Origin of the sequence: Luteimicrobium album (assembly GCF_030161555.1) — a bacterium.
Lineage (GTDB): Bacteria > Actinomycetota > Actinomycetes > Actinomycetales > Cellulomonadaceae > Luteimicrobium > Luteimicrobium album.
The window spans coordinates 3,866,718-3,891,512 of record NZ_BSUK01000001.1; the positions used below are offsets into that span (position 1 = coordinate 3,866,718).

The following is a 24,795-nucleotide window of genomic DNA, read 5'->3' on the forward strand; positions in this document are numbered from 1 at the left end:
CCCTCAAGTTGAGGGTTAGAGTTATGTCATCCTCGTCTTGCTGCGAACGTAGGGGGCGCGGACGGCCTCGGCAACGACCCGCCCGCGCGTGTCGCGAGATCCGTGCCGAACCACCCGTCCGGCCGGCCGCGCTACGGTCACCGCGTCACCGGCAACGCGGGCGCCGAGACGTCGAACACGTGCGCGCTCCGCGTCTGCTTCGCGGCCCTCAGCGCCTCGAGCACCCGGACCTTGAGGGGCGAGTCCTGAGCGCTCCCCCAGACCACCTGCGCCCCACCCTCGAGGGTCAGCTCGACGGTGTCCTGCGTCGCGGCCTCGGCGGCCGTGACCTGCGTCGACAGCTTCTCGGGCAGCGCGCCCAGCACGGCCAGCACCGCGTCGAGCGCACGGTGGTCGGCGGCGGCGAGCGGCACGGTCACGACCGGGACGCCCTTCGGGGCCTTCGAGACCGTCGCGACCCGCACGCCGTCGGTGTCGAGCAGCGCGTACCGGCCCTGGTCCGGCACGGCCGCGACGGGCTCGCGCGGCGTCACCCGCACCGTGAGACCGTGCGGCCACTCGCGCACGATCGCCACGTCTTTGACGCCGCGCACGTCGAGCATCCGCGTGCGGAGCGAGACCGTGTCGAGGCGCGGCAGCGGCACGCCGTCGGCCTGCGCCGCGATCCGCTCGACCTCGGACGTGTCCACGAGGCTGCCCGCCCCGACGACGCGGACGTCGTCCGCACGCGTCGCCAGCACCGGCGAGAAGAACACGAGCCAGACGAGTGCTCCCGCGAGCAGGACGACGAGCAGCGTCCACCCGAGCCGACGCCACCGCCGGTGCCGTCGCATCGCCGCACGCTCGGCCAGCCGGTCGACCATGCCCGTCGAGACGACCGACCCGCGCGCACCGACGGCGGGGACGGGCGCGCTCGGCGGGTCGCGCCGCGCCGGCACCGGGCCGGTCCGCGGCTCGACCCGCGGCACCGACGACGTCGCCGGCGGCCGCCGGCCCGGGGAGGGCTTCGGGGCGGTCGGCGGCGCGCTCCGCGGCCCCTCCTCGCGCGTCCTCGGCTCGACCGGCTCCGGGCCGCCAGGACGGTCGCGGTCCCGCAGCGGCGCGGGCCGCGGGCGGGACGGTCGGGACGGCGGACGCGACGGCACGGGCTACTCCCCGCCCGGACGCGCAGCGCGTCGAGGACCACCGGGCCGAGCTCGGTGACGTCGCCCGCGCCGACGGTGAGCACGAGGTCCCCGGGGCGGGCGAGGCGTGCCGCGACGTGCGCCGCCTCGAGCCGGTCCTCCACCGCGTGCGGCGCGGCGCCCGACCGGGTCGCCGGGAGGAGGTCGGTGATGGTGCGGGCCGTCGTCGTGGGGTCGAGGTCCTCGCGGGCCGCGTACACACCCGTCACGACGACCTCGTCCGCGAGCGCGAGCGCGTCCGCGAAGGCCTGGGCGAACGTGCGGGTCCGCGAGTACAGGTGGGGCTGGAACAGCGCGACGATCCGGCCGTCGCCCGCCACGTCGCGCGCAGCCGCCAGCAGGGCGGTGATCTCGGTCGGGTGGTGGGCGTAGTCGTCGACGACGCGCACGCCGTCCGCCTCTCCGCGTGCCTCGAACCGTCGCCCGGTCCCCCGGAACGCCTCGGCGGCAGCGGCTGCCCCTCGAGCGGGGCGCCGAGCGCGACGGTCGCGAGCACGGCGCCGGCAGCGTTCAGCACGTTGTGGGCGCCGGGCACGCGCAGCACGAGCCGGGAGGCCGTCCCGGCTCCGAGGTCCGCCCGGCCGCCCAGGCCCGGGGTGTGCACGCGGAGCGTCGCGGTCGCCTCGGTACCCGTGCGCACGTCCTCGACGACGAGGTCGCTCGCCGGGTCGGTCCCGTAGGTCCAGGCCGTCCCGCCGCCCTCCCGGTGGCGCGCCGCGAGCGACGCCGAGCCCGGGTCGTCCGCGCACGCCACGAGCGCGCCGCCCGGGACCACGCGGGCCGCGAACGCCACGAACGCGTCGTCGAAGGCCTCGCGCGTGCCGTAGTGGTCGAGGTGGTCGGGCTCGACGTTCGTCACGAGCGCCACCGTCGGGGCGTACGCGAGGAACGAGCCGTCCGACTCGTCCGCCTCGGCGACCAGGACGTCGCCGCGGCCGAGATGCCCTCCGGGCAGCGCGCCGTCGTCGGTCAGGACGCTGCCGCCGACGGCGAACGACGGGTCCTCGCCGAGACCGCGCAGGATCGTGGCGACCATGGCGGACGTGGTCGTCTTGCCGTGCGCACCCGCGACCGCGACGCCCCGGCGTCCCACCATGAGCGCGGCGAGCGCCTGGGAGCGGTGCAGCACGCGCAGCCCCTGCGCGCGGGCCGCGACGAGCTCCGGGTTGTCGTCCCGGACCGCGCTCGAGAGCACGACGGTCCGGGCGCCGTCGACCGCCCCGGCGTCGTGCCCGACCGTCACCGGGATCCCGGCCTCGCGCAGCTGCACCACGACCGCGCTGTCCCGCGCGTCCGAGCCCTGGACCGGCACGCCGCGCGCCGCGAGCAGCTCGGCCACCACGGACATGCCCGCGCCGCCGATGCCGACCAGGTGGGTCGGGCCCAGCTCCTCGAGGTCCGGCGTGGCGTCGTACCGGTCGACTGCGCTCACGCCGTCGCCCCGTTCGGCGCCGCACGGCGGGCCGCGCGCTCGACGAGGTCCGCGACCCGCGCCGCGCCGTCGCGCACGCCCGCCGTCGCGGCCGCCTGCGCCATGCCGCCGAGGCGCGCGCCGTCGGACAGCAAGCCCGGGACCTCGCGTGCGACCCAGGCCGGAGTCAGCTCGGCGTCGGGGACCAGCAGGCCGCCGCCTGCGTCGACCACAGGCGCCGCGTTGAGCCGCTGCTCGCCGTTGCCGATGGGCAGCGGGACGTAGACCGCGGGGATCCCGAGCGCCGCGAGCTCGCTCACGGTGCCTGCCCCCGACCGGCACAGCACGAGGTCCGCGACCGCGTAGGCCAGGTGCATCTCGCCGAGGTACTCGAGCGCGTGGTACCGCTCGGTGCCCGCGAGACCCGCGAGCGCCCCGAGCACGGGCTCCGCCTTGCCCGTGCCGGTCAGGTGCAGCACCTGCACGCCCCCGCCGAGCAGCTCGCGCGCCGCCCCGGACACGGCCATGTTGAGGCTCTGCGCGCCCAGCGAGCCGCCGGTCACGAGGAGCGTGGGCAGCGCCGGGTCGAGGCCGAGCACCTCCGCGGCGGCCGCACGCGTGCCCGCGCGGTCGTGGCCCAGCCGCTCGACGAGCTCCGCGACCTCGCGACGCAGCGGCAGGCCCGTCACGACGGCGCCCGCGAGCGGCGTCCCCGGGAACGTCACACCGACCTGGGCGGCCCACCGCGCCCCGAGCTTGTTCGCGAGCCCCGGGCGGGCGTTCTGCTCGTGCACGACGACCGGCACGCCGCGCCGCCGGGCCGCGAGGTACGCGGGCGTCGAGACGTACCCGCCGAACCCGACGACCGCCTGGGCGCCGATCCGGTCGATCGCCTCGCCCGCGGCGTCGACGGCCGCCTTGAGCCGGCCGGGCAGCCGGGCCCACTCGCCGGACGGCCGCCGCGGGAGCGGGACGCGCGGGAGGAACTCGAGCGGGTAGCCGCGCTCCGGGACGAGCCGCGACTCGAGCCCCTCGCGGGTGCCGAGCGCGACGATGCTCGCGTCGGGTCGACGACGGCGCAGCTCGTCCGCGACGGAGAGCAACGGGTTGACGTGCCCGGCCGTCCCGCCGCCCGCGAGGACGACGGCCTGGACCGGTGAGGAGGTGATGACCACGAGGACCTTGGTGCTTCCTGGTTCGGGCCCGGCGGGCCGGTGTCGTGCGGGCGGGAGCGACGATGGCGCGGCTAGCGCGCCGCCCGCTCACGCCCACGGGGGTCGTGCGTCCTGACGGGGGCTTGCGCGGGGACTTCCGCCCTGATGGTACGGCGCCGCCGCGGCTCCGCCGGCTGCCGCCCGCGACGACGCCGAGGGTGCGGCGCGCGACCGAGGGCCGGGCCGCCAGGGCCTCCGCCGTGCCCGGCTCCGTCCGCGCGAGCGACAGCAGGATGCCCATCGCGACGAGCGTCGTGACGAGCGCGCTGCCTCCCGCCGAGATGAGCGGGAGCGGGACGCCGATGACGGGGATGACCCCGATCACGACGCCAACGTTCACCAGGGCCTGCCCGACGATCCAGCAGCCGATCGCCGCGGCGGCGACCTTCGCGAACGGGTCCTCGTGACGGCGCACGACCCGGAAGCAGGCATAGCCGAGCAGGCCGATGAGCACCAGGACGAGACCGGCACCGAGGAGCCCGAGCTCCTCGCCGATGATCGCGAAGATGAAGTCGTTCGACGCCGCCGGGAGGTAACCCCACGCCTGGCGGCTCGCCCCGAGTCCGACGCCCGTGAGACCGCCGGATCCCAGCGCCTGCAGACCGTGGATCGTCTGGTAGCAGAGGTCCTGCGCGTTCGCCGCGTTCGGGTCGCAGCCCTTCAGCAGGACGGAGATCCGCCCGCCGCGGTTGGAGTTGCCGTGCAGGAACAGCTGCCACACGAAGATGCCACCGATCCCGATCCCCGCCATCAGCACCCGCATCGAGACCCCGGCGACGAAGAAGGCGCCGACGACGAGCATCATCACGACGAGCGCGGTGCCGAGGTCCTTGCCGGCGAGCACGAGGGCGACGACGAGCAGCGCCCCGGGCACGGCAGGGATGATCGCGTGCCGTGCCTGGCCGAGGAGCCGTTGCTTGCGTCCGAGGACCGTCGCGAGCCACACCACCAGCGCGAGCTTCGCGATCTCGGCCGGCTGGAAGCGCAGCGGGCCCAGGTACACCCAGGAGTTGTTGCCGCCGACCTCGTGCGCCAGACCTGGCACGAACACGAGGCACTGGAGCGCGAGCGCGCCGAGCAGACCGACCCACGCGAACCGCTTGTAGATCCGCACGGGCACGCGCGCCGCGACCAGCAGGAGCGGGATACCGATGAGCGCGTACTGCGCCTGCTGGAGGAAGACCCCGAACGGTGAGCTGCCCTTCGCGATCTCGGTGACGGCGGAGCTCGACAGCACCGTGACCAGCCCGATGCCCAGGAGCGTCGCCGTCACCCCGGCGACGAGGTAGTACGTCGCGAGGGGCTGTCCCAGACCGTGGCGAGCGTCGACCGTCCCGGCTTCGCCGCCTTGCTCGCGGCCTTCGCGGGCCGGGTCGCGGCCCGCGACCCGGGTGCCGCGGCGCGAGGCTTCGCGGCGGGGACCGCCTGCGCGCGGGCGCCGGAGGCACGCGGCGCCCGCGTGACGCCCGGCGCTCCCGTCATGCCACCGTCCCCTCGCCCGCGGCCTCGCCGGGGGCGGGCGCGAGCGCGCGGGCGGCGTCCGCGAACAGCTCTCCGCGCTCGGCGTAGGACCGGAACTGGTCCATCGACGCCGAGGCGGGCGCGAGCAGCACCGTGTCGCCCGGGTGGGCGAGGGTGCGCGCGGCGGCGACGGCTCGGGTCATCACGTCCTCAGTCTCGCCGGGGTCGACTCGTACCACGGGGATCTCGGGCGCGTGTCGTGCGAGCGCGTCGGCCAGCGCTCCCGCGTCGACACCGATCAGCACGACGCCGCGCAGGCGGTCGGCGCGCCGCTCGACGAGCTCGTCGAAGGTCGCACCCTTCGCGAGGCCGCCGGCCACCCACACGACCGTGCCGGGCGCGAACGAGGCGAGCGAGGCGGCCGCCGCGTGCGCGTTCGTGGCCTTGGAGTCGTCGACGTAGGCGACGCCGTCGACGGCGGCGACCGTCTCGATCCGGTGCCCACCCGGCCGGAACGCCCGGAGCCCGTCGCGGACGGCGTGCGCGGGGACCCCGCCGGCCCGGGCGAGCGCGGCCGCAGCGAGCGCGTCGGCGACGACGTGGGGCGCGACGGTCCCGCCCAGCCCCGCGAGGTGCGCAAGGTCGTCGAGCGTGCCGAGCTCCGCCGCCGAGGCGTGCCGCGCCGGGTCGTCGACGGGGAGGTGGAAGGCACGGTCGACGAGCACGTCCTCGACCAGGCCCACCTGTCCGGGTCCGGGTGCACCGAGCGTGAACCCGACGGCCCGCGCACCCTCGACGACGTCCGCCTCGCGCACGAGGCGCTCCGTGCGCGCGTCCGACACGTTGTAGACGCACGCGACCTGAGCGCGCTCGTAGATCTTCCCCTTGGCCGCGGCGTAGGCGTCGAGCGAGCCGTGCCAGTCAAGGTGGTCGGCGGCGATGTTGAGCACCGCGCCCGCGAGGACCGACAGGGAGTGCGTGAAGTGGAGCTGGAAGCTCGACAGCTCCACGGCGAGCACGTCGTGGGCCGGGTCCGTGGCCGCCCGGACGACCGGGTCGCCCACGTTGCCGACCGCAGGCGCGTCGAGCCCGGCGGCGGCGAGGATCGACGCGAGCATCTCGACGGTCGTGGTCTTGCCGTTGGTGCCCGTGACCGCGAGCCAGGGCGCGGGCGTGCCCGCGCCCTCCCCGTGGTCGCGGGGCACGCGCAGCCGCCACGCCAGCTCGACCTCGCCCCAGACGGGGATCCCCGCCTCCTGAGCCCGCACGAGCAGCGGATGGGCCGGGTGCCAGCCGGGGCTCACGACGACGAGCTCGACGTCGTCGAGGCGCGCACCCTCCGCGTCCTTGACGTCGGCGTCCTCGGCCCGGGCGTCGACGGTCACGACGTCGGCGCCGCGGGCGGCGAGCACCTCGGCCGCCGCCCGGCCGCTCACGCCCAGCCCGGCGACGAGCACCCGCAGGCCCGACGGGTCGAACGGCGGCGCCGGCTCGGGTGTCGCGCCCTCCGTACCGGACGTCACGTGACGACCCACTCGCCGTAGAACAGGCCCATGCCCAGCCCGGCACACAGGGCGGCGATCAGCCAGAACCGGATCACGATGGTGACCTCGCCCCAGCCCGTGAGCTCGAAGTGGTGGTGCAGCGGCGCCATCTTGAAGACGCGTCTCCCGGTGGCCTTGAAGTACCCGATCTGGATGACGTCCGACATGAGGATGATGACGAACAGCCCGCCGATGATCGCGGCGAGGATCTCGGTGCGCGACACGATCGAGATGCCGGCGAGGGCGCCGCCGAGCGCGAGCGCACCGGTGTCACCCATGAAGATCTTCGCCGGGCTCGCGTTCCACCACAGGAACCCGAAGCAGGCGCCCATGAGCGCGGCCGCGATGATCGCGAGGTCGCGCGGGTCCCGGACCTCGTAGCAGGCCGTCGTCGACTCCACGAAGCGCTGGCAGTTCTGGTTGATCTGCCAGACGGTCACCATGAGGTAGGCGCCGAACACGATCATCGAGGCGCCCGTCGCCAGGCCGTCGAGACCGTCGGTGAGGTTCACGGCGTTCGACCACGCGGTCACGAGGAAGTTCGCCCAGACCACGAACAGGATCACGCCGAGAGCAGTGCCCGCGAACGCGAGATCGACGGGGGTGTCCCGGAGGAACGAGATCTTCGTGGAGGCCGGCTTCAGGCCGTTCCCGTTGGGGAACTGGAGCACGAGGATCGCGAACACCACGCCGACGACGCCCTGGCCGACCATCTTCGCGAGCGGCGACAGGCCCAGGCTGCGCTGCCGGCGGATCTTCGTGTAGTCGTCGAGGAACCCGATGAACCCGAGCCCGCACGTGAGGAACATGACGAGCCACGCGCTCGCGCTGGGCGCGCGGCTGGTCGCGAGCGACCCGGCGCCCCAACCGAGGAGTGCCGCGACCAGGATCACGACGCCGCCCATGGTGGGCGTGCCGCGCTTGGTCAGGTGCGACGTCGGGCCGTCCTGGCGGATGAACTGTCCGTAGTGGTGCTTGACGAGGAAGCGGATGAAGGACCGCGTCCCGAACAGGGAGACGAGGAGCGCGACGAGCGCGGCGAGGACGATCGCGATCATGCGGGCACCTGCTCACCCGTGAGCTCGTTCGCGAGCCGCCACAGGCCCGCCCCCTTGGACGACTTCACGAGCACGACGTCACCCTCCTCCAGCTCCGTGCGCAGCAGCGCGGTCGCCTCCGCGACGTCCGCGACGTGCACGACCTCGCTCCCCCACGACCCCTCGCGGCGGGCGCCGTCGACGATGCCTCCCGCGCCGGCGCCCACGACGACGAGCCAGCGGATGTTGAGCCGCACGACGAGCTCGCCGAGCTCGTCGTGCACGGCCCGCGAGTCGGGGCCCAGCTCGAGCATCTCGCCGAGCACCGCGACCGAGCGGCGGCCCGTCTGCTTGGCCATGACGGCGAGCGCGCGCAGGCCGGCCCGCATCGAGTCGGGGTTGGCGTTGTACGAGTCGTCGATGATGCGGATGCCGTCGGGCCGGTCGACCACGTGCATGCGGTGCGGGCTCGCCGGACCTGCCTCGGAGAGGGTGCGCGCGACGTCGGCGGCGTCCGCGCCGAGCTGCAGCGCCCCGGCGGCCGCGGCGAGCGCGTTGGTCACGTGGTGCTCGCCGACGAGCCGCAGTGTCACCGGGAGCGGCTCGCTGCCGGGCGCGTGCAGCGTGAACGACGCGCGGCCCTCGACGTCCAGGCGCACGTCGCTCGCGCGCACGTCGGCCGACGGGATCGTGCCGAACGTCACCACCGGGCCGTCCGTGAGGCGCACCATGCCTGCGACCCGCAGGTCGTCCGCGTTGAGGACGGCCACGCCGCCCGGGCGCAGCCCCTGCACGAGCTCGCCCTTGGCGCGCTCGACCGCCTCGACGGACCCGAAGTGCCCGAGGTGCGCCGAGCCCACGACGAGCACGACGGACACGTCGGGCGGCGCGATCCGCGTGAGGTACGTGAGGTTGCCCTCGTGGTCGGCGCCCATCTCGAGCACGAGGAACCGCGTGGCGCGGTCCGCACCGAGGACGGTGAGCGGCAGCCCGATCTCGTTGTTGAACGAGCCGCGCGGCACGATCGTCGGGCCCAGCGGCGTGACGAGCGCGCCGAGCAGGTCCTTGGTCGTCGTCTTGCCGACCGAGCCGGTGACCGCCACGACCCGGACGTCGGCCTCCTCGCGCAGGGTCGCGAGGACGTACCGCGCGAGCTCGCCGAGCGCGGCCTGGACGTCGTCGACGACGACGCAGGGCACGTCCTCGAGCTCGCGTGCGGCGAGCACGAGCGCGGCGCCGGCCGCGACGGCCGTCGCCGCGTAGTCGTGCCCGTCGACGTGCTCACCGGGCAGCGCGACGAACAACGCCCCCGCGGTCGCGTCCCGGGAGTCGATGACGACCGGGCCCGTCACGCGGGCACCGGCGTGGGCGGCGCTCACGGCGCCGCCGGTCGCTGCGGCCACGTCGGCCGCAGTCAGCTCGATCATGCGTCCTGCTCTCCTGTCGGCGCGGCGTCGTCCCGGACGGGCCGGGTCCCGGCCTGCCGGGCGGCGAGCGCCGCGCGCGCCTCGACGCGATCATCCAACGGATGGTTCACGCCGTCGATCTCCTGCCAGACCTCGTGGCCCCGCCCCGCCACGAGCACCGTGTCCTCGTCGGCCGCACCCAGCACGGCCTCCCGGATGGCCGCCGCGCGCGGCGCCACCTCGACGAGCGTCACCCGGGCCTGCGCGTCCTGCGCGCCTCGGGCGCCTTCCAGGACCTCCGCGCGGATGGGGGCGGGGTCCTCGCCGTGCGGGTCGTCGTCGGTCACGACGACCACGTCCGCACGCTCGACGGCAACCCTACCCATCGTCGGGCGCTTGCCCGTGTCACGTTCCCCGGTCGCGCCGAAGACCACGACGAGACGGCCCGGCGTCGTCGGGCGCAGCGCGTCGAGCGCGAGCGCGAGCGCGTCGGGGTTGTGCGCGAAGTCCACGACGACGCGGGGACCCGACCCGTCCGAGACCGTCTCCATCCGACCGGGCACCGCGGGCGCGACGCCGCCCGCGCGCTCCACGGCGCCCGCGAGCGTGTCGGCGTCGACGCCCGACTCCAGGACCATCGCGAGGGCCAGCGCGACGTTCGCGACGTTGAAGGCGCCCGGGAGCGTGGTGCGTGCCGTGAGGCGGCGCCCGTCGTCGTGCACGAGGGCAAGGCGCTGCCCGTCGGGCGCGGCGGCCACGTCCTCGACGGTCCACCCGCGGCCCTGCGCCTGCGCACCCGGGAGCCGCAGCGGCACGACGGGCACGGTGGCACGGTCGAGCAGCCGCAGTGCCCACGCGCGCCCCGGGCCGTCGGCCGGCACGACGACCACGCCGCGCCGCGCGTGAGCCGGGGTGAAGAGCGTGGCCTTCGCGTCGAAGTACGCGTCGAGCGTGCCGTGGAAGTCGAGGTGGTCCTGGCTGAGGTTCGTGAAGCCGGCGACGTCGTAGACCACGGGGTCCACGCGGTGCAGCGCGAGCGCGTGCGAGGAGACCTCCATCGCGAGCGAGTCCACGCCGTCGTCGACCATGGTCGCGAGGATCGCCTGCAGGTCGGCGGCCTCGGGGGTCGTGAGCGCGCTCGGCACGACCCGGCCCGCCGAGCGGATCTCCACGGTCCCCACGAGGCCCGTGGTGCGGCCCAGCGCCGCGAGCACGGCGTCGAGCGCGTACGTCGTCGTCGTCTTGCCGTTGGTCCCCGTGACGGCGAACGTCGCCAGGCGCGCGGTCGGGTCGCCGTACGCCCGCGCCGCGAGGACGCCCAGTACCGCACGAGGATCCGGCACGACGACGACCGGCACCGACACGGTGGTCCCGCGCTCCGCGAGCAGCCGCTCCCCGCGTCGTCGGTCACGACGGCCACGGCGCCCGCGGCCACGGCGTCGGGCGTGAACCGCGCGCCGTGGACGTGCGCGCCGGGCAGCGCGACGAACACGTCACCGGACCCGACGGTCCGGTTGTCCGCGCCGACGCCCGTCACGACCACGTCGCCCGCGGCGGTCCGGCCGTGCCCGGCGACTCGGGTGATCCCCGCGATCTCCACGATCCCGTCCATGAGCTGCGCCAGCGTGAGCCGGGCGGACGTGCGGGGGCGCAGCCGAGGAGCGGGGGACGTCACGGGAAGAAACCTATCGTGCGGGCGGGTGGCGACCGGGCGGGCCTGGACCGTCACCACGTCGACTTGTACGGCTTGGCGGAGCCCGAGCTCGGCGCGACGCCCAGGTCGTGGAGGCCGAAGCCCATGACCTTGCTGAACACCGGCGCGGCCGTCTCGCCGCCGAAGATCGAGGTCTTCGGGTCCTTGAGGAAGACGCCGACCGTCAGCCGGGGGTTGTCCGCGGGAGCGAAGCCCACGAACGACGACACGATCGAGGTGAGCCGCCCGCCCGCACCCGCGGCCTCGGCGGTGCCCGTCTTGCCCGCGACCTGGTACCCGGGCACGGCGGCCTTCGCGCCGGTGCCGTCGTCGCCCTTGACCACGCCCTCGAGCATCCGGGTGAGCTGCTTGGCCGTCGTCTCCGAGACCACGCGCTTGCCGTCCGCCAGGTCCGCGGGCGTCGTGACGCCGTCGGGCGACGTCGTCGACGCGACGACGTGCGCCGGCGCGCGGACGCCGCCGTTCGCGATCGTCGAGTAGACCGACGCGGCCTGCACCGCGTTGAGCGTGAGGCCCTGGCCGAACTTCACCGTGTAGCGCGTCCGGCCGTCCCAGTCCTGGGGCTCGCGGAGCACGCCAGCGGACTCGCCGGGCAGGCCGAGCCCGGTGTGCTGGCCGAGCCCGAACGCGCGCATCATGTCGTACTGCGTCTGGTCGGTCAGCGCCGAGCCCGCCTGGACCGTGCCCGCGTTCGACGACTCCGCGAGGATGCCGGCGAGCGTGAGCGTCTCGAGGCCGTGCTCGTGGGAGTCGTGGAACACCTGGCCGTTGGGCGTCGTGTACGTGTACCCCACCTCGTAGTGCGACGTCGGCTTCGCCAGGCCCGACTCGAGCAGCCCGGCCATCGTGATGATCTTGCCCGTCGAGCCGGGCTCGAACGTCCCCTCGACCGCGACCGAGCCGCGCTGCGAGACCGGCACCGACGAGTCGTTCGGGTCCGTCGTGCCGGAGTTCGCGAGCGCGTACAGCGCGCCCGTCCTGACGTCCTCGACGACGACGATCGCCCACGTCGCGCCGGTGTCCTTCTTCGCCTTGTCCGCCGCGTCCTGGGCGTACCACTGGATGTCCTGGTCGATCGTCAGGGCGACGTCGGAGCCGGGCACCGCGGCCTTGTCCTGGTCCGTCCCCGTGGGGATCCGCTGCCCGTTGAGGCCCCGTTCGTAGGTCTCCTGGCCGGGCGTGCCGGAGAGCTGGGGGTCGAGGACCTTCTCGAGGCCGCCCGCGCCCTGCTGTCTCGCGTCGACGTAGCCCAGGAGGTTCCCGCCGGTCGCGCCCGCCGGGTAGACACGCTCCGACGTCTGCTCGGACGAGATGCCCGCGATCCCAAGCGCGTCGATCGCCCGCCAGGTCTCCGGCAGCAGGTCCTTGGCGAGGACCTTGTACTGCAGGAGCTTCCCCTTCGACGACGCGTTGAGTGCGGCGCCGAGCGTGCTCGCGTCCTGGTGGACCAGGGGGCGATGAGCTTCGCGGCCGCGACGGCGCCCGTCCCCAGCTCCCCGGTGCCCCGGTAGGCCGCCACCTGGGCGTCCGTGGGGACGAAGGCCGCGACGTTCTTGGGGTTGGCGAGGAGCGTGTACCGGGTCTGGCTCGTGGCGAGCACGACACCCTTGCTGTCCGTGATGTCGCCACGCGTCGCGGGGAGCTCGGCGGTGGTCAGACGCTGGTGCTGGCCTCGGGCGGCGAGTGCCGGGCCGTCGTAGAGCTGCACGTACGCGAGCCGGAGCACGAACGCGACGAGCACGAGCGCCACGAGCGCCGCGACCCAGCGCAGCCGCTTCTCGGGCCGGCCCGCCTTGCGGAAGCGCGAGGGGCGTGGCGCGGGTCGGCGGGCCGCCGGGGCCGGCCGTCGGGGCGCCGCCGTGCGGGTGCCGGGACGCGGCGGGTTCGCGTTGCTCTTCGCGGGCAGCCTGCCCTTCGCGGGCAGCACTCCGGGCGTCGGGCGAGCTCCCCGGGCGGTGCCGCCCGCCCGGGCGGACGCCGTCGGGCGGCCCGTCGTCCCGCGCGGCGCGCTCCGCGCGCCGGGTCGCTCGGACGGGCGGGGGCTCATCCCTTGGCCCCTGCCGCCTCGGGCGTCGCGATCACCTTGCCGTCCGACAGCCGCAGGAAGCCCTGACCCCCGCCCGGCACCATGCCGAGCGACCGGGCCGTGCGGGCGAGCGTGCTCGGGGCCGAGGCCGCGTCGAGCCGGGAGGTGAGGTCCTGCGTGTCCTGGGCCGTCTGGGCGACCTGGGCGTTGAGGGTGTTGCGCTCGAACGAGTCGCGCGCCATCTGGATGTTCAGGAGGAGCGCCGTGACGAGCGCGCCCGCCACGATCGCGACGCACAGCGCCACGAAGGGCACGCGCGAGCGCCCCGTCGCGGGGGCGCGCACGACGCGCAGGCGCGGGCGGGGTGCCTCGACGACGCGCGGGGCGCCGGCCTTCGGGTCGGTGGCGGGCTCGAACTGGCGCAGCACACGCGCGGTCGCGCCGGCGGACGCGGTCATGGGCGTGCCTCCTGGGAACGATGGGACGACGAGGGGACGGGAGCGGACGTGGTGGCGGCGCGTGGCCCGGTGCCGCGGCGCGGCGCCCGGGCGCGCGCCGCGAGCTCGCGGAGCACGTGCTCGGGCGTGGGCCGGAGTCGCTCCGCCGCCCGCAGCCGCACGGACGTGGAACGGGCGTTGCGCTCGAGCTCGGCGGGATCCGCCTCCTCCGCGCCACGGGTCAGGAGCCGCAGGTACGGGCGGTGGGTCTCGGGCTCGACGGGCAGGTCAGGAGGCGCGCTGGACGTCGCGCCCCGGTTCAGCTCGCGCTTGACCAGCCGGTCCTCGAGCGAGTGGTACGACTCGACGACGATCCGGCCGCCGACCGCCAGCACCGCGACCGCGGCGGGCACCGCGCGCTCGAGGACGGCGAGCTCGCCGTTGACCTCGATGCGCAGGGCCTGGAACGTGCGCTTGGCGGGGTTGCCGCCCGTCTGCCGGGTGGCCGCGGGGATCGCGGACCGCACGACGTCGACGAGCTCGGCGCTGCGCTCCCACGGCCGCTGCTCGCGACGCCGGACGATCGCCCGCGCGACGCGAGGGGCGAACCGCTCCTCCCCGTACTCCCGCAGGATCCGCACGAGCGCGGCCTCGTCGTAGGTGTTGAGCACGTCCGCCGCGGTCGGGCCCGTGGTGGGGTCCATCCGCATGTCGAGCGGCGCGTCGTGCGCGTACGAGAAGCCGCGGTGCACCTCGTCGAGCTGGAGCGACGAGACGCCGAGGTCCATGAGGACGCCCTGGACGTTCTCGAGCCCCTGGTCCGCGACGACGTCCTCGATCTCGTCGTAGACCGCGTGCACGGCGACGAACCGGTCACCGAAGCGCGCGAGGCGCTGGGAGGCGAGGGCGATCGCCTCGGGGTCGCGGTCGATCCCGACCACGCGCGCCGTCGGGACCTGCTCGAGCACGGCCTCGGTGTGCCCGCCCATCCCGAGGGTGCAGTCCACGAGGGTCGCACCGGGCTCCTGCAGGGCGGGGGCCAGGAGGTCGACGCACCGCTGGAGGAGGACGGGCAGGTGTCGGCCCGCGGCGTCACCGTCGCGTGGCGTCCCGGTCATCGTCCCCCTCCTTCGTCGCGTCGTGCTCGCCGATGGTGCCCGACCGGGCCACCCGGTCAGGTCTCCCTCCGCGACCCTCTGACGCCGGGGAAGTGGCGTCAGAACGGGCGGGAGGAGGCCTGGTCGTGCGGGCCGTCCGAACACTTCTGGTCTGGTCGTGCTGTCTGCTCGTCCTGCGCCTCGCAGTCAGAGCCGCAGCCCCGGGACCACCTCCTCCGCGGTGCGCGCGTACTCGCTCTCCTGCTCGGCGAGGTAGGTCTGCCAGGCGGCGAGGTCCCAGACCTCGACCCGGGTGCCGGCGCCGATCACGGCGACGTCCCGGTCGAGGCCCGCGTACTCGCGCAGCGCGGCGGGGATCGAGATCCGGCCCTGCTTGTCCGGGACCTCGTCGCTCGCGCCGGACAGCAGCACCCGCAGGTAGTCCCGCGCCTGCTTGCTCGTCACGGGAGCCTCCCGGATCTGGTCGTACATGCGGCGGAACTCGTCCATGGGGAGCAGGAACAGGCAGCGCTCCTGCCCTCGGGTGAGGACGAGACCCGGTGCGAGCTGGGCCCGGAACTTGGCCGGGAGGATGAGCCGCCCCTTGTCGTCGAGCCGGGGCGTGTACGTACCGAGAAGAAGGCTCGGGACCCCGCTGAACGACTCGAGCACGGCACGCACCTCCTCCTGCCTCCCATTGCCCCCACATTACTCCACTTCCCTCCACCGTTCGCTCGTCGAATCCGGTCTTTCACCCCCGTACGACGCCGTCGCCGCAGGTCAGAGCGGTGGAGCGTGGTGGAGGGCGCGGGAGCGCCCCGGCGGGTCGCGGGCCGCGCGGCGGCGGCGTCGAGCCCGACGACGGCGCCTCGGCCGGCGCCGGGCGGCACGACGGTGGAGCGATGTGGAGTGACGTGCGACACGTGCTCTAGGCTCGTGCTACGACGTCGCGGACCGCGGCGGCCACCGTGCCGCCGCGCGTCACCCGACGGTCGTCCCGCCCGGGCGGTCCGCCGCTCTCGACCGACGGAGGTCCCGCGTGCTCCTCGACTCCACTGGCCGCTCCAGCACGGACGACGGCGCGCCCCTGCCCGGCACCGCCCTCGACGACCTCGTGACCGTCACCGGACGGATCCGCACCGCGGTCGAGTCGGTCGTGACGGGACGCTCCGACGCGGTCGACGTCACGCTCGCCGTGCTCCTCGCCGGCGGGCACCTGCTCATCGAGGACGTGCCCGGCGTCGGCAAGACGACGCTCGCGAAGGCGCTCGCCCGCGCGATCGACGGCAGCGTCGGGCGCATCCAGTTCACCCCCGACCTCCTGCCGAGCGACCTCACCGGCGTGAGCATCTACCGCAATCAGACCCACGAGTTCGAGTTCCGGCCCGGCCCGGTGTTCTCGAACGTGGTGATCGGCGACGAGATCAACCGCGCCTCGCCCAAGACGCAGTCGGCGCTGCTCGAGTGCATGGAGGAGGGCCAGACCACCGTCGACGGCGTCACGCACCCGCTCCCCCAGCCCTTCTTCGTCGTCGCCACCCAGAACCCGGTCGAGATGGAGGGCACCTACCCCCTGCCCGAGGCGCAGCGGGACCGGTTCATGGCGCGCCTGTCCGTCGGCTACCCCGAGCCCGCGGCCGAGCTCGAGCTGCTCGACCGGATGGAGACGCGCGACCCGCTCAGCGAGGTCACGCCCGTCGTCGACGTCGCGACCGTCGCGCGTCTCGTCACCACCGTCCGCGGCGTCTGGGCCTCGGACGCCGTCAAGCAGTACGTCCTCGCGATCGTGTCGGCCACGCGCGACCACCCGGCCCTGCGCCTCGGCGCCTCGCCGCGCACGACCATCCAGCTCCTGCGTGCCGCGAAGGCCGTCGCCGCCATGGACCAGCGCGACCACGTGCTGCCCGACGACGTTCAGCGGCTCGCGGTGCCGGTCCTGGCCCACCGTCTGATCACGACGACCGAGGCACGGCTCGCCGGTCAGACTCCCGCCGACATCGTCACCGCGATCGTCGAGCGCACCGCCGTGCCGGCGCGCGCCGACCGCCGCTGAGGGCGCCGTGGCCAGGGCGCGCACCACACGGGTCCGGCTCACCGACCGGGGGATCGTGCTCGTCGTCGGGGGCGGGATCCTCGCGCTCGCCGGGGTGGGCCTCCACCTCCCCGACGTCGTCGGGATCGGTGTGGCGCCGCTCGTCGCGGTCGCGGCAGCCGTGGTGTGGATGCGGCTGGTGGGCGTCGACCGGGGCCGCACGGCCCTGACCACGACGCGCCGCGTGCTGCCCAACCCCGTGGTCCGCGGCCAGGTCACCGAGGCCCGGCTCGCCGTCCGCCCCGCCCACCGGTCGTCCGCCGCGACCGCGCAGCTCGCACGGACGCGCGTCGCCGAGAACGTCTCGACCCAGCTGTCCCACCGGCCGCCACGCGGGACCCAGCGCACCGGCACCGACGAGATCGTCGTGACCTACCAGCTCCAGCCGTCCGCGCGCGGACGCTGGCTGCTCGGTCCCGCGAGCGCGACCGTCGAGGACCCGTTCGGGCTCGTGCGCACGGTCCAGCCCTTCGGATCGACGACCACGGTCACCGTCTGGCCGAGCACCTACCCCCTGCCCGTGCGCGCGGCACGCAGCCTCGCCGTCGCGAGCGACGCCGCCAGCGGGACCCGCGCGGCCTCGCCCGACGACGCGGTCCTGCGCGAGTACGTCGCGGGCGACGACCCGCGTCGGGTCCACTGGATCAGCGCCGCGCGCCGCGGGCAGCTCATGGTGCGCTCCGACGAGGGGGCCGGCCTACCGCCCGTGACCGTGCTGTTCGACCGCGGCCTCCTGCCGCCGCACGACGGCGGGAAGAGCTGGGACCACGTCCGCGCGAACCGCGGCGAGTGGGCCGTGGAGTGCGCCGCGTCGATCGCCGTCTCGCTCGTCGAGGCAGGGCACGCGGGACGGATCGTGGGCACGTCGTCCGACGGGGCCGTCGCACCCGTCCCCCACGTCCCCGGCGGCCGCGGCGAGGGCCGCTCCGGCATCCTCGAGCAGGCCGTCGACCTCACCGGTCTCAAGGACGCCGCCGACGCCGACCGGGCCGTCGCGACGACCGCGGCGGCGCTGCGGACCGACCGCCACGCGGACGAGCTGACGTTCGCGGTGCTCCGCCCGCAGTCCGGGGCCGCGCTGCATGCGCTGGCCCACCTGGGCGGCGAGGGCGACCACGCCGCCGTCGTCGTGGTCGGGCGGGCCGCTCCGCCCGTCCAGCACCGTGCGGCGCAGGACACGGTCGCCGCGCTGCGCGCCGCCGGATGGCGTGCGCTGGCCGTCGTCGAGGGCAGCGGGCTCGAGGCGACGTGGCTCAACCTCGTGCAGGAGGCGGTCTGGTCATGACCCCGATCACCGTCCGTCGGCGCTCGCTCGCGCAGAGCTCGCTCGTCGCCGTCGCCGTGGGCGCCGGCGCCCTCACCCTCACGAAGGTCGTCTGGCCGGGCGCCTGGGTCGCCGTCGTTCTCGGGAGCCTGGCGCTCGTCGCCGCGGCGGTGGGCGGCGTGCGCTGGGCCGCCCAGACCCGGGGCTCGGGTGCCCTCGTGGCCGTGGCGCCCACGCTCGTCGGCGCCGCCGTCGCGGGCTTCCTGTGGGTCACGCTCAGCACCTCGCAGGCCGTCGAGGACCCCGCCGCCGCGCCGCTGCCCGACGATCCCGTGTCGGCGGCGTTCACCGCGCTCGGCCGGCTCCACGAGCTCGCGGCCCAGTCCGTCGCGCCGGTCGACGCGGCCGCGCCCGTGCTCAGCGCGACGCTGGGCGCCACCCTCGTGCTGTACCTCCTCGGCGACGTGCTCGCGGTCACCCTGCGGGCGCCCGTGGCCGCCGCCGTCCCGGCGCTCGTGCTGTGGCTGCCGGCGCTCGTCATCGTCGGCCGGGTGCCGGTCGTGTGCGTGGGCGTCACGCTGCTCGTGCTGCTCGTCCTGCTCGCGGTCTCGCGCGTCGACGCCCGGCCGGGCGCACGCGACGCCGGCACGACCACGGCGGCCGCCGTCGGCGTCGCCGCGGTCGTCACGGTCGTCTCGCTGGTCGTCGGGGCCGGAGCGGTCGCGGTCCAGGCGAGCGGCACCCGCCCTCTGTCGCAGCTGCTCGGCTCGGGCGGGACCTCCGCGCGGCTCGGCAACAACCTCGACGTGCTGCGGGACCTCGGGGACCGGCCCGACACGGTGGTCATGACCATCAAGGCGTCCGAGGCCGGTTCGGATGACGCGACCGGCACCCCCGAGGTCGGGCCGCTGCGTGTTTACACGCTCACGAACTTCGACGGCTCGGCGTGGAAGCCCGACGACGTGCTGAGCGACGCCGACGACGTCGCCCCCGGCCAGCTCCTCGGGCCGAGGACGTCGGCCGCGCCCGACGACGACACGGTCAGCGTCAGCGTGAACCCGAAGCTCCTCCCCCGGTACCGGCTCGCGGTCACCACCGACCCGCGCAGCGTGCACAGCTCGTCGGCGAGCCCCCTGCGCTACGACGCCGACCGCGACGAGGTGTACCGGGTGTCCGGCGACGCCCGCGCGCCGTACACGTTGACGGTCCACCCCCGCGATCTCACGGCCGCTCAGCTCGAGCAGGAGGACGCCACGTTCGGCTCCGACAGCGGGCTGCCCGAGAACCTCCGGGAGGCGTCGCTCGCCCTGCCCGACACGGCCCACCTCACCGACGTCCGCGCGCTCGCGAAGAAGATCACCGCGGGCGACACCACGGACTACCAGAAGGCGCTCGATCTCCAGACGTACTTCCGGGACGCACAGCGCTTCACCTACTCGACGAAGGCGCCCAAGGGCGGCTCCGACGCGGTGTGGTCGTTCCTGCAGACGAAGGAGGGCTACTGCGTCCAGTTCGCCACCGCGATGGCGGTCATGCTGCGGACCCTCGGGATCCCCTCGCGGGTCGGTGTCGGCTACCTGACCCGCGCGCCCGGCGCCGACGGCGTCACGAGCGTCACCGGCGAGGACGCGCACGCGTGGCCCGAGGTGTACTTCGAGCAGTCCGGCTGGGTGCGCTTCGAACCGACGCCGGCCGTCCAGTCCGGGATCGCACCGAGCTACACCGACCTGTACGGAAGCTCGCAGTCGTCGAGCTCCCAGCAGGCCGACGTCCCGACGGGCCGCGCCACCTCCGACCCGCAGCTCGCGGAGGCCGAGGACACGGCGACCTCCCAGCCCCAGAGCATCGGCACCGCGGCGACCCGGCGCGACGGCCATCTCGCCGTCGTCGTGAGCGTGGCTCTCCTGCTCGTGCTGGCCGCAGCAGCCACCACGCTGGTCCTGGCCCGGCGCCGGCGCGCCCGCCCCATCGACGACGCGGAGGCGGCGTGGAGCCGCCTGCGCCGGCGTCTCGCGTCGGTCGGCGTCACGTGGCCCGACTCGGCCACACCGCGACAGGTGCCGGACCTCGTCGCCGAGGCGGTGCGTGAGGCGGGTGGCAGGTGGACCGAAGAGCCGGACGCGGCGCTGCGCGAGCTGGCGCGGGTCCTCGAGGCGGACCGCTACGCCCGCCCGGGGAGCTCGGCGGACGACGGCGGACCCACCGCGGACTCCGCCGCGGTGCGCTGGGCGAACCTGGTCGACGACGTCGTCGCGGCTGCTCAGCGAGAGGTCAGCGGCCACCCTCGTGGCGGCGCCGCTCCCAGCGCTCCTCGAGGCGGGCGAGGAACGACTCGCGCTTCGTAGCCCGGGCGGTGGGCCGCGACGGGCCCGACGCGCGGGCCGGCCCGCCGACGACGCCGATCGGCCCCGGCTTGGCGCGGCGACGCAGCAGCGCGAACGCCACGCCGGCGAACATGAGGACGAACCCGCCGATGCCCAGCCACCACTGCGAAGCCGCGGCACCCAGCACGAGCACGAGCAGGCCCACGGCGGCGGCGAGGAAGCCGACCACGTAGCGCCAGAGCGGATGCCGCTCGGCGGACTGCAGCGTGTTCGCGAGCCGTGGATCGTCCGAGGTCAGAGCTTGCTCCATCTGCTCCAGGACTCGCTGCTCGTACTCAGACAGAGGCATGACGACCTCCGGTCGCTCGCTTGACGTGTTGTTACTCCGAGGATAGTTCCCCCGTGGGCCGGGTGGTAGTCGAGCGGGTCACAGCTGAGGCACGACGTACCGACGTGGCGCCGAACCGCGCCCGCACCGCGTCGAGCGCCTCCTCCGCCGCCCGCACGACCTCCGTCGCCTCGGTGGTCGCGTCGTCGAGCGTCAGCTGGACCGCGGCGCGCCGCCGCTCCTCGAGCTGCTCGGCGCGTACGCCCACGAGCCGCACGGCGAGGCCGCGCAGGTCGGTGGCCGCGACCAGCTCGCGCGCCACGCTGCCGATCTCCTGGCCCGTGTCCGTCGGCGACACGAGCGTCCGGGCACGCGTCACCGTCCGGAAGTCGCTCGTGCGGACCTTCACCGTCACGACGCGAGCGACGAGGGACTGCGCGCGCAGGCGTGCCGCGCACCGGTCGGCGAGCTCCAGCACGGTCGTGGCGACGACCTCCCGGTCGCGGACGTCCTGCGGGAAGGTGGTCTCGTTCCCGATCGACTTCTCCTCGTGCGCCGGGGTGACGGACCGGTGGTCACGCCCCCACGCGAGGTCGTGGAGGTGGCCGCCGAGGCTCGGGCCGAGGAACGAGCGCAGCCACGCGACGTCGACGTCCCCGAGCTCGGCGACCGTGCGGATGCCGCGGCGCGCGAGCGCCTCCTCGGTCCGCTCCCCGACGCCCCAGAGCGCGCCGACCGGCAGCGAGCGCAGGAAGCCGACGCTCGCCGCGGCGGGGACGAGCATCATGCCGTCGGGCTTCGCGTGCGTCGACGCGAGCTTGGCGACGAGCTTCGTGGACGCCACGCCGACCGAGCACGTGATGCCGTGCTCGGCCTGGACCCGTTCACGCAGGGCGGCCCCGATCCGGGTGGGCGGGCCGAGCCGCCGGCGGGCGCCCGAGACGTCGAGGAACGCCTCGTCGACGCTCACGGGCTCGACGATGGGCGTGACGTCCCGGAACGCCTGCATGACCGCGCGGGACACGTCGCGGTACGCGGTGTGGTCGGGCGGGACCACCACGGCCTGCGGGCACAGGCCGAGCGCGCGGCCCATGGGCATCGCCGACCGGACGCCGAACGCGCGCGCCTCGTAGGTCGCGGACAGCACCACGCCCCGCGACCGGCCACCCACGATCACGGGCAGCCCGCGGAGCTCGGGCCTGCGGGCGAGCTCGACGGACGCGAAGAACGCGTCCATGTCGACGTGGAGGACGTCGCAGCCGTCCTCCACGTCGCCCCAGTCACGCCGGGCCGACGCCGCTCGGGGGCCACGGCTCACGAGGCCCTCGCCCGGGAGCCGGGAAGCAGGCTGAAGGACGCGGCGGGGTCGACGAGGATGCCGACCTCGTCGCGGAAGTCCTCCGCGCAGCGCACCAGCTCGTCGGCGCGCGCGCGGTCGACCACGTCGAACCGACCGGCGTCGATCGCGGCCCGGGTCCGCGCCCCGCCCGCGAAGTAGACCGACCACGCGGCGAGCGCCGGCTCGACGGCCTCGACGAGCGCCCAGACCGATCGACCGCTTCGCCGACCCGACGGCCGTCCGCGCAGCGCCACCACCGCGGCGGCCGAGCGCAGGGCCGCGAGGTGCGCGTGCACGAACCGCTCGGCCGGATCGGTCGCGGCGTAGGCCGCGGCCAGCTCGTGGTCGGCGCGCGACAGCAGCCGGAGGGCCTCGACGGGAGCAGGCACGGGCGACGAGCCCACGACGGCTCGTGCGCGTCGCGCGTCCCCGGCCTGGGCGTCCCGCTGCGTCCGTTCCATCATCCGCACCTCCCGAGCACCAGGATCGAACACCTGTTCGAACCTGTCAACCGCTGCCACACTGGGGCAGTGAGCGCACGCCGGACCCGACGGACCCGACACGACCCACGATCCCCCGAGCCACCCACACCCGGGCGCGACGAGGGGGCCGAGGCGGGCGGGCGACGTCGGCGCGGCAGCCGCGGCGCGGCCGCGCTCCCCGCCGGGCTGCCGGCCGGCCCGGTCCCGACGTCGACCGGCGTCGTGGAGCTCGAGCCCGACCCCGACCGCAACGCCGTCACGGTGCTGGTGAACGGCGTCCCGAGCTCCTACGTCGACCTGGACGACCCCGGTCTGCTGACGTTCGAGTACATGCAGGAGATGGCTGCCGTCGTCGAGACGCTCCCCCCGGGCCACTGCGCGTCGTGCACCTCGGCGCGGCGGGCTGCTCGCTCGCCCGCTGGGTCGAGCACGGGCGCCCCGGCTCCGAGCAGGTCGCGGTCGACCTCGACGCGCGGCTGCTGGAGCTGGTGCGGACCTGGTTCGCGCTCCCCCGCGCCCCGCGCCTGCGCCTGCGCCCGGGAGACGCCCGAGCGGTCCTCGGCACGCTCCGCGACGGCTGGGCCGACGTCGTCGTGCGGGACGTGTTCGCCCCCGACACCACACCGACCCACCTCACGACCGTCGAGTTCCTCGCCGACGTCTGGCGGGTGCTCCGGCCCGGCGGGCTCTACCTCGCCAACTGCGCCGACCGGCCCCCGCTGCCCCTGGCCCGGGCGGAGGCGGCGACCCTCGCGGACGCCGGGGCGCACGACGTCGTCGTCGTGTCCGAGCCCGCGCTCCTGCGCGGACGGCGGTACGGGAACCTCGTGCTCGCGGCGCGGCGGCCCGCCGGCCACGGGGACAGGGACGGGGACGACGGCCCGCTCCCCCTCGCCGACGACGCCCCGCTCGCCCGGCGTCTGCGGTCCCTGCCGGTCCCGGCGCACGTCCTGGGCGGCGGGGAGCTGGCGTCGTTCCGGGCCGCGGGGCGTCCCGCGCACGACGACGCCGCGCCCTCGGGAGGAGGACGCGGCGTCGGATGAACCGCCGCGGGGCGGCGGTCAGCGGTCCGTCAGAGCGGACGGACCTTCTCGGCCTGGGGGCCCTTGGGGCCCTGGGTGATCTCGAACTCGACCCGCTGCGCCTCGTCGAGCGAGCGGTAGCCCTGGGTCTCGATCGCCGAGTAGTGCACGAAGACGTCGGCACCTCCCCGTCCTGGGCGATGAAGCCGAAGCCCTTCTCCGCGTTGAACCACTTCACAGAACCCTGCGCCATGCTGTTCCTCTGTCCTTCTGCCCGTCCGGGACCTCGGTGGCCGGACCTTTCGCCCGCCCTCGTGCCGCCGTGCCGAGCACGGCAACGCGGACAGTCTGGCACGAACCGGTCGAGGCGGCCACAGATCCGCCGGAGTGTCGCGACCTGGGCGTCGCCGCAGGTCAACCCCCGTGGTGCAGCCCACGAGCGCCTCGTCAGTCGTCGGAACGCTGGGCGAGGAAGCGCTCGAACTCGGCACCGAGCTCGTCGGCGGTCGGCAGCGGGGCGTCGTCGGCCAGCAGGCTCGTCGCCCCGAGCGACCGCGCGAACGCGTCGTACTGCTGCTCGAGACCGCGGACCAGGGCACGCAGCTCGTCCGAGCCCTCCACCTGGCGGGCCACCTCCTCGGTGGTCTCGTGCGCGGCCGACTCGAGGTCTTCGCTCGCGAGCTCGAGACCCGTGGCGCCCTGGAGCATGCGCAGCGCGTGCAGCGCCGCCGGCGGGTACGCCGTCTGCGCGACATAGTGCGGGACGTGGACCGCGTACCCGACAGCGTCGTGCCCGGCCTGGCCGAACCGGTACTCGAGCAGGGCCGCCGCGCTCGCGGGCACCTCCGCCTTCCCGAACCACGACGGGTGCGAGCCGACGAGCTCGCCGCGCGTCGCGTGCACCGTGAGCGTGCTGGGGCGCGTGTGGGGCACGGCCATCGGCACACCGTGGACCGTGGCGACGAGGGAGACGCCGAGCTGCCCGGCCACGTCCTGGACCGCCGCCACGAACCGCTCCCACTGCAGGTCGGGCTCGGGGCCGTGCAGGAGCAGGTAGCCGGTCCCCTCGGCGTCGCGCAGGTGGTCGATCGCCAGGGCGGGCTCGTCGTACGCGGACCAGCGAGAGCTCTCGAACGTCATGGACGCACGCTTGGACCGGTAGTCGAGGAGCTGGTCGACGTCGAACGTCACGAGGCGGCGCGGCTCGGAGTGCTCCAGCAGGTGCTCGCGCACCACCTCGCCGACGCCCCCGGCGTCGATGAACCCGTGCAGCACGTGCACGAGCACGGGGCCCGTACCGCGCTCGCCCGGGACGCCGAGCAGCTCCGCGACGGCCTGCTCGTCGATCTCGTAGATGCCTCGGGGATCCAGCACGCGTCGTCCTCCAGCGCTCGGTCGTCGCGGAGCCCGGGC

The 24,795-nt window shown here is 75.2% G+C and carries 19 protein-coding genes and 6 pseudogenes; 4 read left to right on the forward strand and 21 right to left on the reverse strand.

Annotated features, from left to right (window positions below; translation table 11 throughout):
• Positions 1-137: 137 nt before the first annotated feature.
• The 16 genes and pseudogenes from QQK45_RS19890 to mraZ all read right to left on the reverse strand — a co-directional run bounded on the left by QQK45_RS19890 (position 138) and on the right by mraZ (position 15,203).
• Positions 138-968 carry a cell division protein FtsQ/DivIB gene (locus QQK45_RS19890; RefSeq protein ID WP_284294691.1) on the reverse strand — a complete coding sequence of 277 codons (831 nt, stop codon included), beginning with the start codon at positions 966-968 and terminating at the stop codon, positions 138-140.
• A 299-nt stretch (positions 969-1,267) separates the two neighbouring features.
• Positions 1,268-1,573 (reverse strand): annotated as a pseudogene (locus QQK45_RS23490) (glutamate ligase domain-containing protein); the annotation flags it as partial.
• A gap of 158 nt (positions 1,574-1,731) precedes the next feature.
• Positions 1,732-2,532: pseudogene (locus QQK45_RS23495) on the reverse strand (Mur ligase domain-containing protein); the annotation flags it as partial.
• An 80-nt stretch (positions 2,533-2,612) separates the two neighbouring features.
• Positions 2,613-3,764, reverse strand: coding sequence for an undecaprenyldiphospho-muramoylpentapeptide beta-N-acetylglucosaminyltransferase (gene murG / locus QQK45_RS19900; protein ID WP_284295121.1), 1,152 nt, complete (start codon positions 3,762-3,764; stop codon positions 2,613-2,615).
• A 316-nt stretch (positions 3,765-4,080) separates the two neighbouring features.
• A pseudogene (locus QQK45_RS19905) lies at positions 4,081-5,082 on the reverse strand (FtsW/RodA/SpoVE family cell cycle protein); the annotation flags it as partial.
• Complete coding sequence (locus QQK45_RS19910) at positions 5,079-5,291, reverse strand: hypothetical protein (RefSeq protein WP_284294692.1); 213 nt, start codon at positions 5,289-5,291, stop codon at positions 5,079-5,081. The gene QQK45_RS19910 and the pseudogene QQK45_RS19905, both read right to left, overlap by 4 nt.
• The gene (murD, locus tag QQK45_RS19915; RefSeq protein ID WP_284294693.1) at positions 5,288-6,793 is read right to left on the reverse strand and encodes a UDP-N-acetylmuramoyl-L-alanine--D-glutamate ligase; all 1,506 of its coding nucleotides are present in this window, start codon (positions 6,791-6,793) and stop codon (positions 5,288-5,290) included. The genes QQK45_RS19910 and murD overlap by 4 nt, the downstream gene beginning before the upstream one ends.
• Positions 6,790-7,872, reverse strand: coding sequence for a phospho-N-acetylmuramoyl-pentapeptide-transferase (mraY, locus tag QQK45_RS19920; protein ID WP_284294695.1), 1,083 nt, complete (start codon positions 7,870-7,872; stop codon positions 6,790-6,792). Before mraY ends, murD begins: the two co-directional genes overlap by 4 nt.
• Positions 7,869-9,278: a UDP-N-acetylmuramoyl-tripeptide--D-alanyl-D-alanine ligase gene (locus QQK45_RS19925; RefSeq protein WP_284294696.1), complete on the reverse strand. Its 1,410-nt coding sequence runs from the start codon at positions 9,276-9,278 to the stop codon at positions 7,869-7,871. Before QQK45_RS19925 ends, mraY begins: the two co-directional genes overlap by 4 nt.
• The gene (locus QQK45_RS19930; RefSeq protein WP_348525304.1) at positions 9,275-10,615 is read right to left on the reverse strand and encodes a Mur ligase family protein; all 1,341 of its coding nucleotides are present in this window, start codon (positions 10,613-10,615) and stop codon (positions 9,275-9,277) included. The genes QQK45_RS19925 and QQK45_RS19930 overlap by 4 nt, the downstream gene beginning before the upstream one ends.
• Before the next feature lie 95 nt (positions 10,616-10,710).
• Positions 10,711-10,869, reverse strand: a pseudogene (locus QQK45_RS22660) (hypothetical protein); the annotation flags it as partial.
• Positions 10,870-10,982: 113 nt separating this feature from the next.
• Positions 10,983-12,074, reverse strand: a complete 1,092-nt coding sequence (locus tag QQK45_RS19935) for a peptidoglycan D,D-transpeptidase FtsI family protein (protein WP_284294697.1) — start codon at positions 12,072-12,074, stop codon at positions 10,983-10,985.
• Between the two features lie 36 nt (positions 12,075-12,110).
• Positions 12,111-12,737, reverse strand: a pseudogene (locus QQK45_RS23500) (hypothetical protein); the annotation flags it as partial.
• A 277-nt stretch (positions 12,738-13,014) separates the two neighbouring features.
• Positions 13,015-13,455: a cell division protein FtsL gene (ftsL, locus tag QQK45_RS19945; protein ID WP_284294699.1), complete on the reverse strand. Its 441-nt coding sequence runs from the start codon at positions 13,453-13,455 to the stop codon at positions 13,015-13,017.
• Positions 13,452-14,552 (reverse strand): 16S rRNA (cytosine(1402)-N(4))-methyltransferase RsmH, encoded by a 1,101-nt coding sequence (rsmH, locus tag QQK45_RS19950; protein ID WP_284294700.1) that lies wholly within the window; start codon positions 14,550-14,552, stop codon positions 13,452-13,454. The genes ftsL and rsmH overlap by 4 nt, the downstream gene beginning before the upstream one ends.
• 186 nt (positions 14,553-14,738) lie before the next feature.
• The gene (mraZ, locus tag QQK45_RS19955; RefSeq protein WP_284294701.1) at positions 14,739-15,203 is read right to left on the reverse strand and encodes a division/cell wall cluster transcriptional repressor MraZ; all 465 of its coding nucleotides are present in this window, start codon (positions 15,201-15,203) and stop codon (positions 14,739-14,741) included.
• A 367-nt stretch (positions 15,204-15,570) separates the two neighbouring features.
• On the opposite strand from mraZ, the gene QQK45_RS19960 reads away from it, so the two are divergent.
• The 3 genes from QQK45_RS19960 to QQK45_RS19970 are packed head-to-tail and all read left to right on the forward strand — an operon-like array spanning position 15,571 to position 20,232.
• Positions 15,571-16,584 (forward strand): AAA family ATPase, encoded by a 1,014-nt coding sequence (locus tag QQK45_RS19960; protein WP_431310303.1) that lies wholly within the window; start codon positions 15,571-15,573, stop codon positions 16,582-16,584.
• Positions 16,585-16,591: 7 nt separating this feature from the next.
• On the forward strand, positions 16,592-17,908 hold the full coding sequence (locus QQK45_RS19965) for a DUF58 domain-containing protein (protein WP_284294702.1): 1,317 nt from the start codon (positions 16,592-16,594) through the stop codon (positions 17,906-17,908).
• Positions 17,905-20,232 (forward strand): transglutaminase TgpA family protein, encoded by a 2,328-nt coding sequence (locus QQK45_RS19970; RefSeq protein WP_284294703.1) that lies wholly within the window; start codon positions 17,905-17,907, stop codon positions 20,230-20,232. The genes QQK45_RS19965 and QQK45_RS19970 overlap by 4 nt, the downstream gene beginning before the upstream one ends.
• Here the strand turns inward: QQK45_RS19970 and QQK45_RS19975 are convergent.
• The 3 genes from QQK45_RS19975 to QQK45_RS19985 are packed head-to-tail and all read right to left on the reverse strand — an operon-like array spanning position 20,159 to position 22,339.
• Positions 20,159-20,560: an SCO2097 family morphological protein gene (locus QQK45_RS19975; protein ID WP_284294704.1), complete on the reverse strand. Its 402-nt coding sequence runs from the start codon at positions 20,558-20,560 to the stop codon at positions 20,159-20,161. The genes QQK45_RS19970 and QQK45_RS19975 overlap by 74 nt on opposite strands.
• Positions 20,561-20,591: 31 nt before the next feature.
• Positions 20,592-21,857 carry a DNA polymerase IV gene (locus tag QQK45_RS19980; RefSeq protein ID WP_284294705.1) on the reverse strand — a complete coding sequence of 422 codons (1,266 nt, stop codon included), beginning with the start codon at positions 21,855-21,857 and terminating at the stop codon, positions 20,592-20,594.
• Positions 21,854-22,339, reverse strand: coding sequence for an SAV_6107 family HEPN domain-containing protein (locus QQK45_RS19985; protein WP_284294706.1), 486 nt, complete (start codon positions 22,337-22,339; stop codon positions 21,854-21,856). The genes QQK45_RS19980 and QQK45_RS19985 overlap by 4 nt, the downstream gene beginning before the upstream one ends.
• Before the next feature lie 404 nt (positions 22,340-22,743).
• On the opposite strand from QQK45_RS19985, the gene QQK45_RS19990 reads away from it, so the two are divergent.
• Positions 22,744-23,403: a spermidine synthase gene (locus tag QQK45_RS19990; RefSeq protein ID WP_348525305.1), complete on the forward strand. Its 660-nt coding sequence runs from the start codon at positions 22,744-22,746 to the stop codon at positions 23,401-23,403.
• A 29-nt stretch (positions 23,404-23,432) separates the two neighbouring features.
• On the opposite strand, the pseudogene QQK45_RS19995 reads toward QQK45_RS19990, so the two are convergent.
• Together QQK45_RS19995 and QQK45_RS20000 are read right to left on the reverse strand one after the other, a co-directional pair.
• Positions 23,433-23,635, reverse strand: a pseudogene (locus QQK45_RS19995) (cold-shock protein).
• 194 nt (positions 23,636-23,829) lie between these two features.
• Positions 23,830-24,756 (reverse strand): proteasome assembly chaperone family protein, encoded by a 927-nt coding sequence (locus QQK45_RS20000; RefSeq protein ID WP_284294707.1) that lies wholly within the window; start codon positions 24,754-24,756, stop codon positions 23,830-23,832.
• Positions 24,757-24,795 lie beyond the last annotated feature (39 nt).

Bases quoted from the DNA above. Each gene is read 5' to 3' on its own strand.
- QQK45_RS19925 (WP_284294696.1), bottom strand. From the start codon at position 9,278: ATGATCGAGCTGACTGCGGCCGACGTGGCCGCAGCGACCGGCGGCGCC.
- QQK45_RS19970 (WP_284294703.1), top strand. From the start codon at position 17,905: ATGACCCCGATCACCGTCCGTCGGCGCTCGCTCGCGCAGAGCTCGCTC.
- QQK45_RS19975 (WP_284294704.1), bottom strand. From the start codon at position 20,560: ATGCCTCTGTCTGAGTACGAGCAGCGAGTCCTGGAGCAGATGGAGCAA.
- ftsL (WP_284294699.1), bottom strand. From the start codon at position 13,455: ATGACCGCGTCCGCCGGCGCGACCGCGCGTGTGCTGCGCCAGTTCGAG.
- QQK45_RS19985 (WP_284294706.1), bottom strand. From the start codon at position 22,339: ATGGAACGGACGCAGCGGGACGCCCAGGCCGGGGACGCGCGACGCGCA.
- rsmH (WP_284294700.1), bottom strand. From the start codon at position 14,552: ATGACCGGGACGCCACGCGACGGTGACGCCGCGGGCCGACACCTGCCC.
- mraY (WP_284294695.1), bottom strand. From the start codon at position 7,872: ATGATCGCGATCGTCCTCGCCGCGCTCGTCGCGCTCCTCGTCTCCCTG.
- QQK45_RS19910 (WP_284294692.1), bottom strand. From the start codon at position 5,291: ATGACGGGAGCGCCGGGCGTCACGCGGGCGCCGCGTGCCTCCGGCGCC.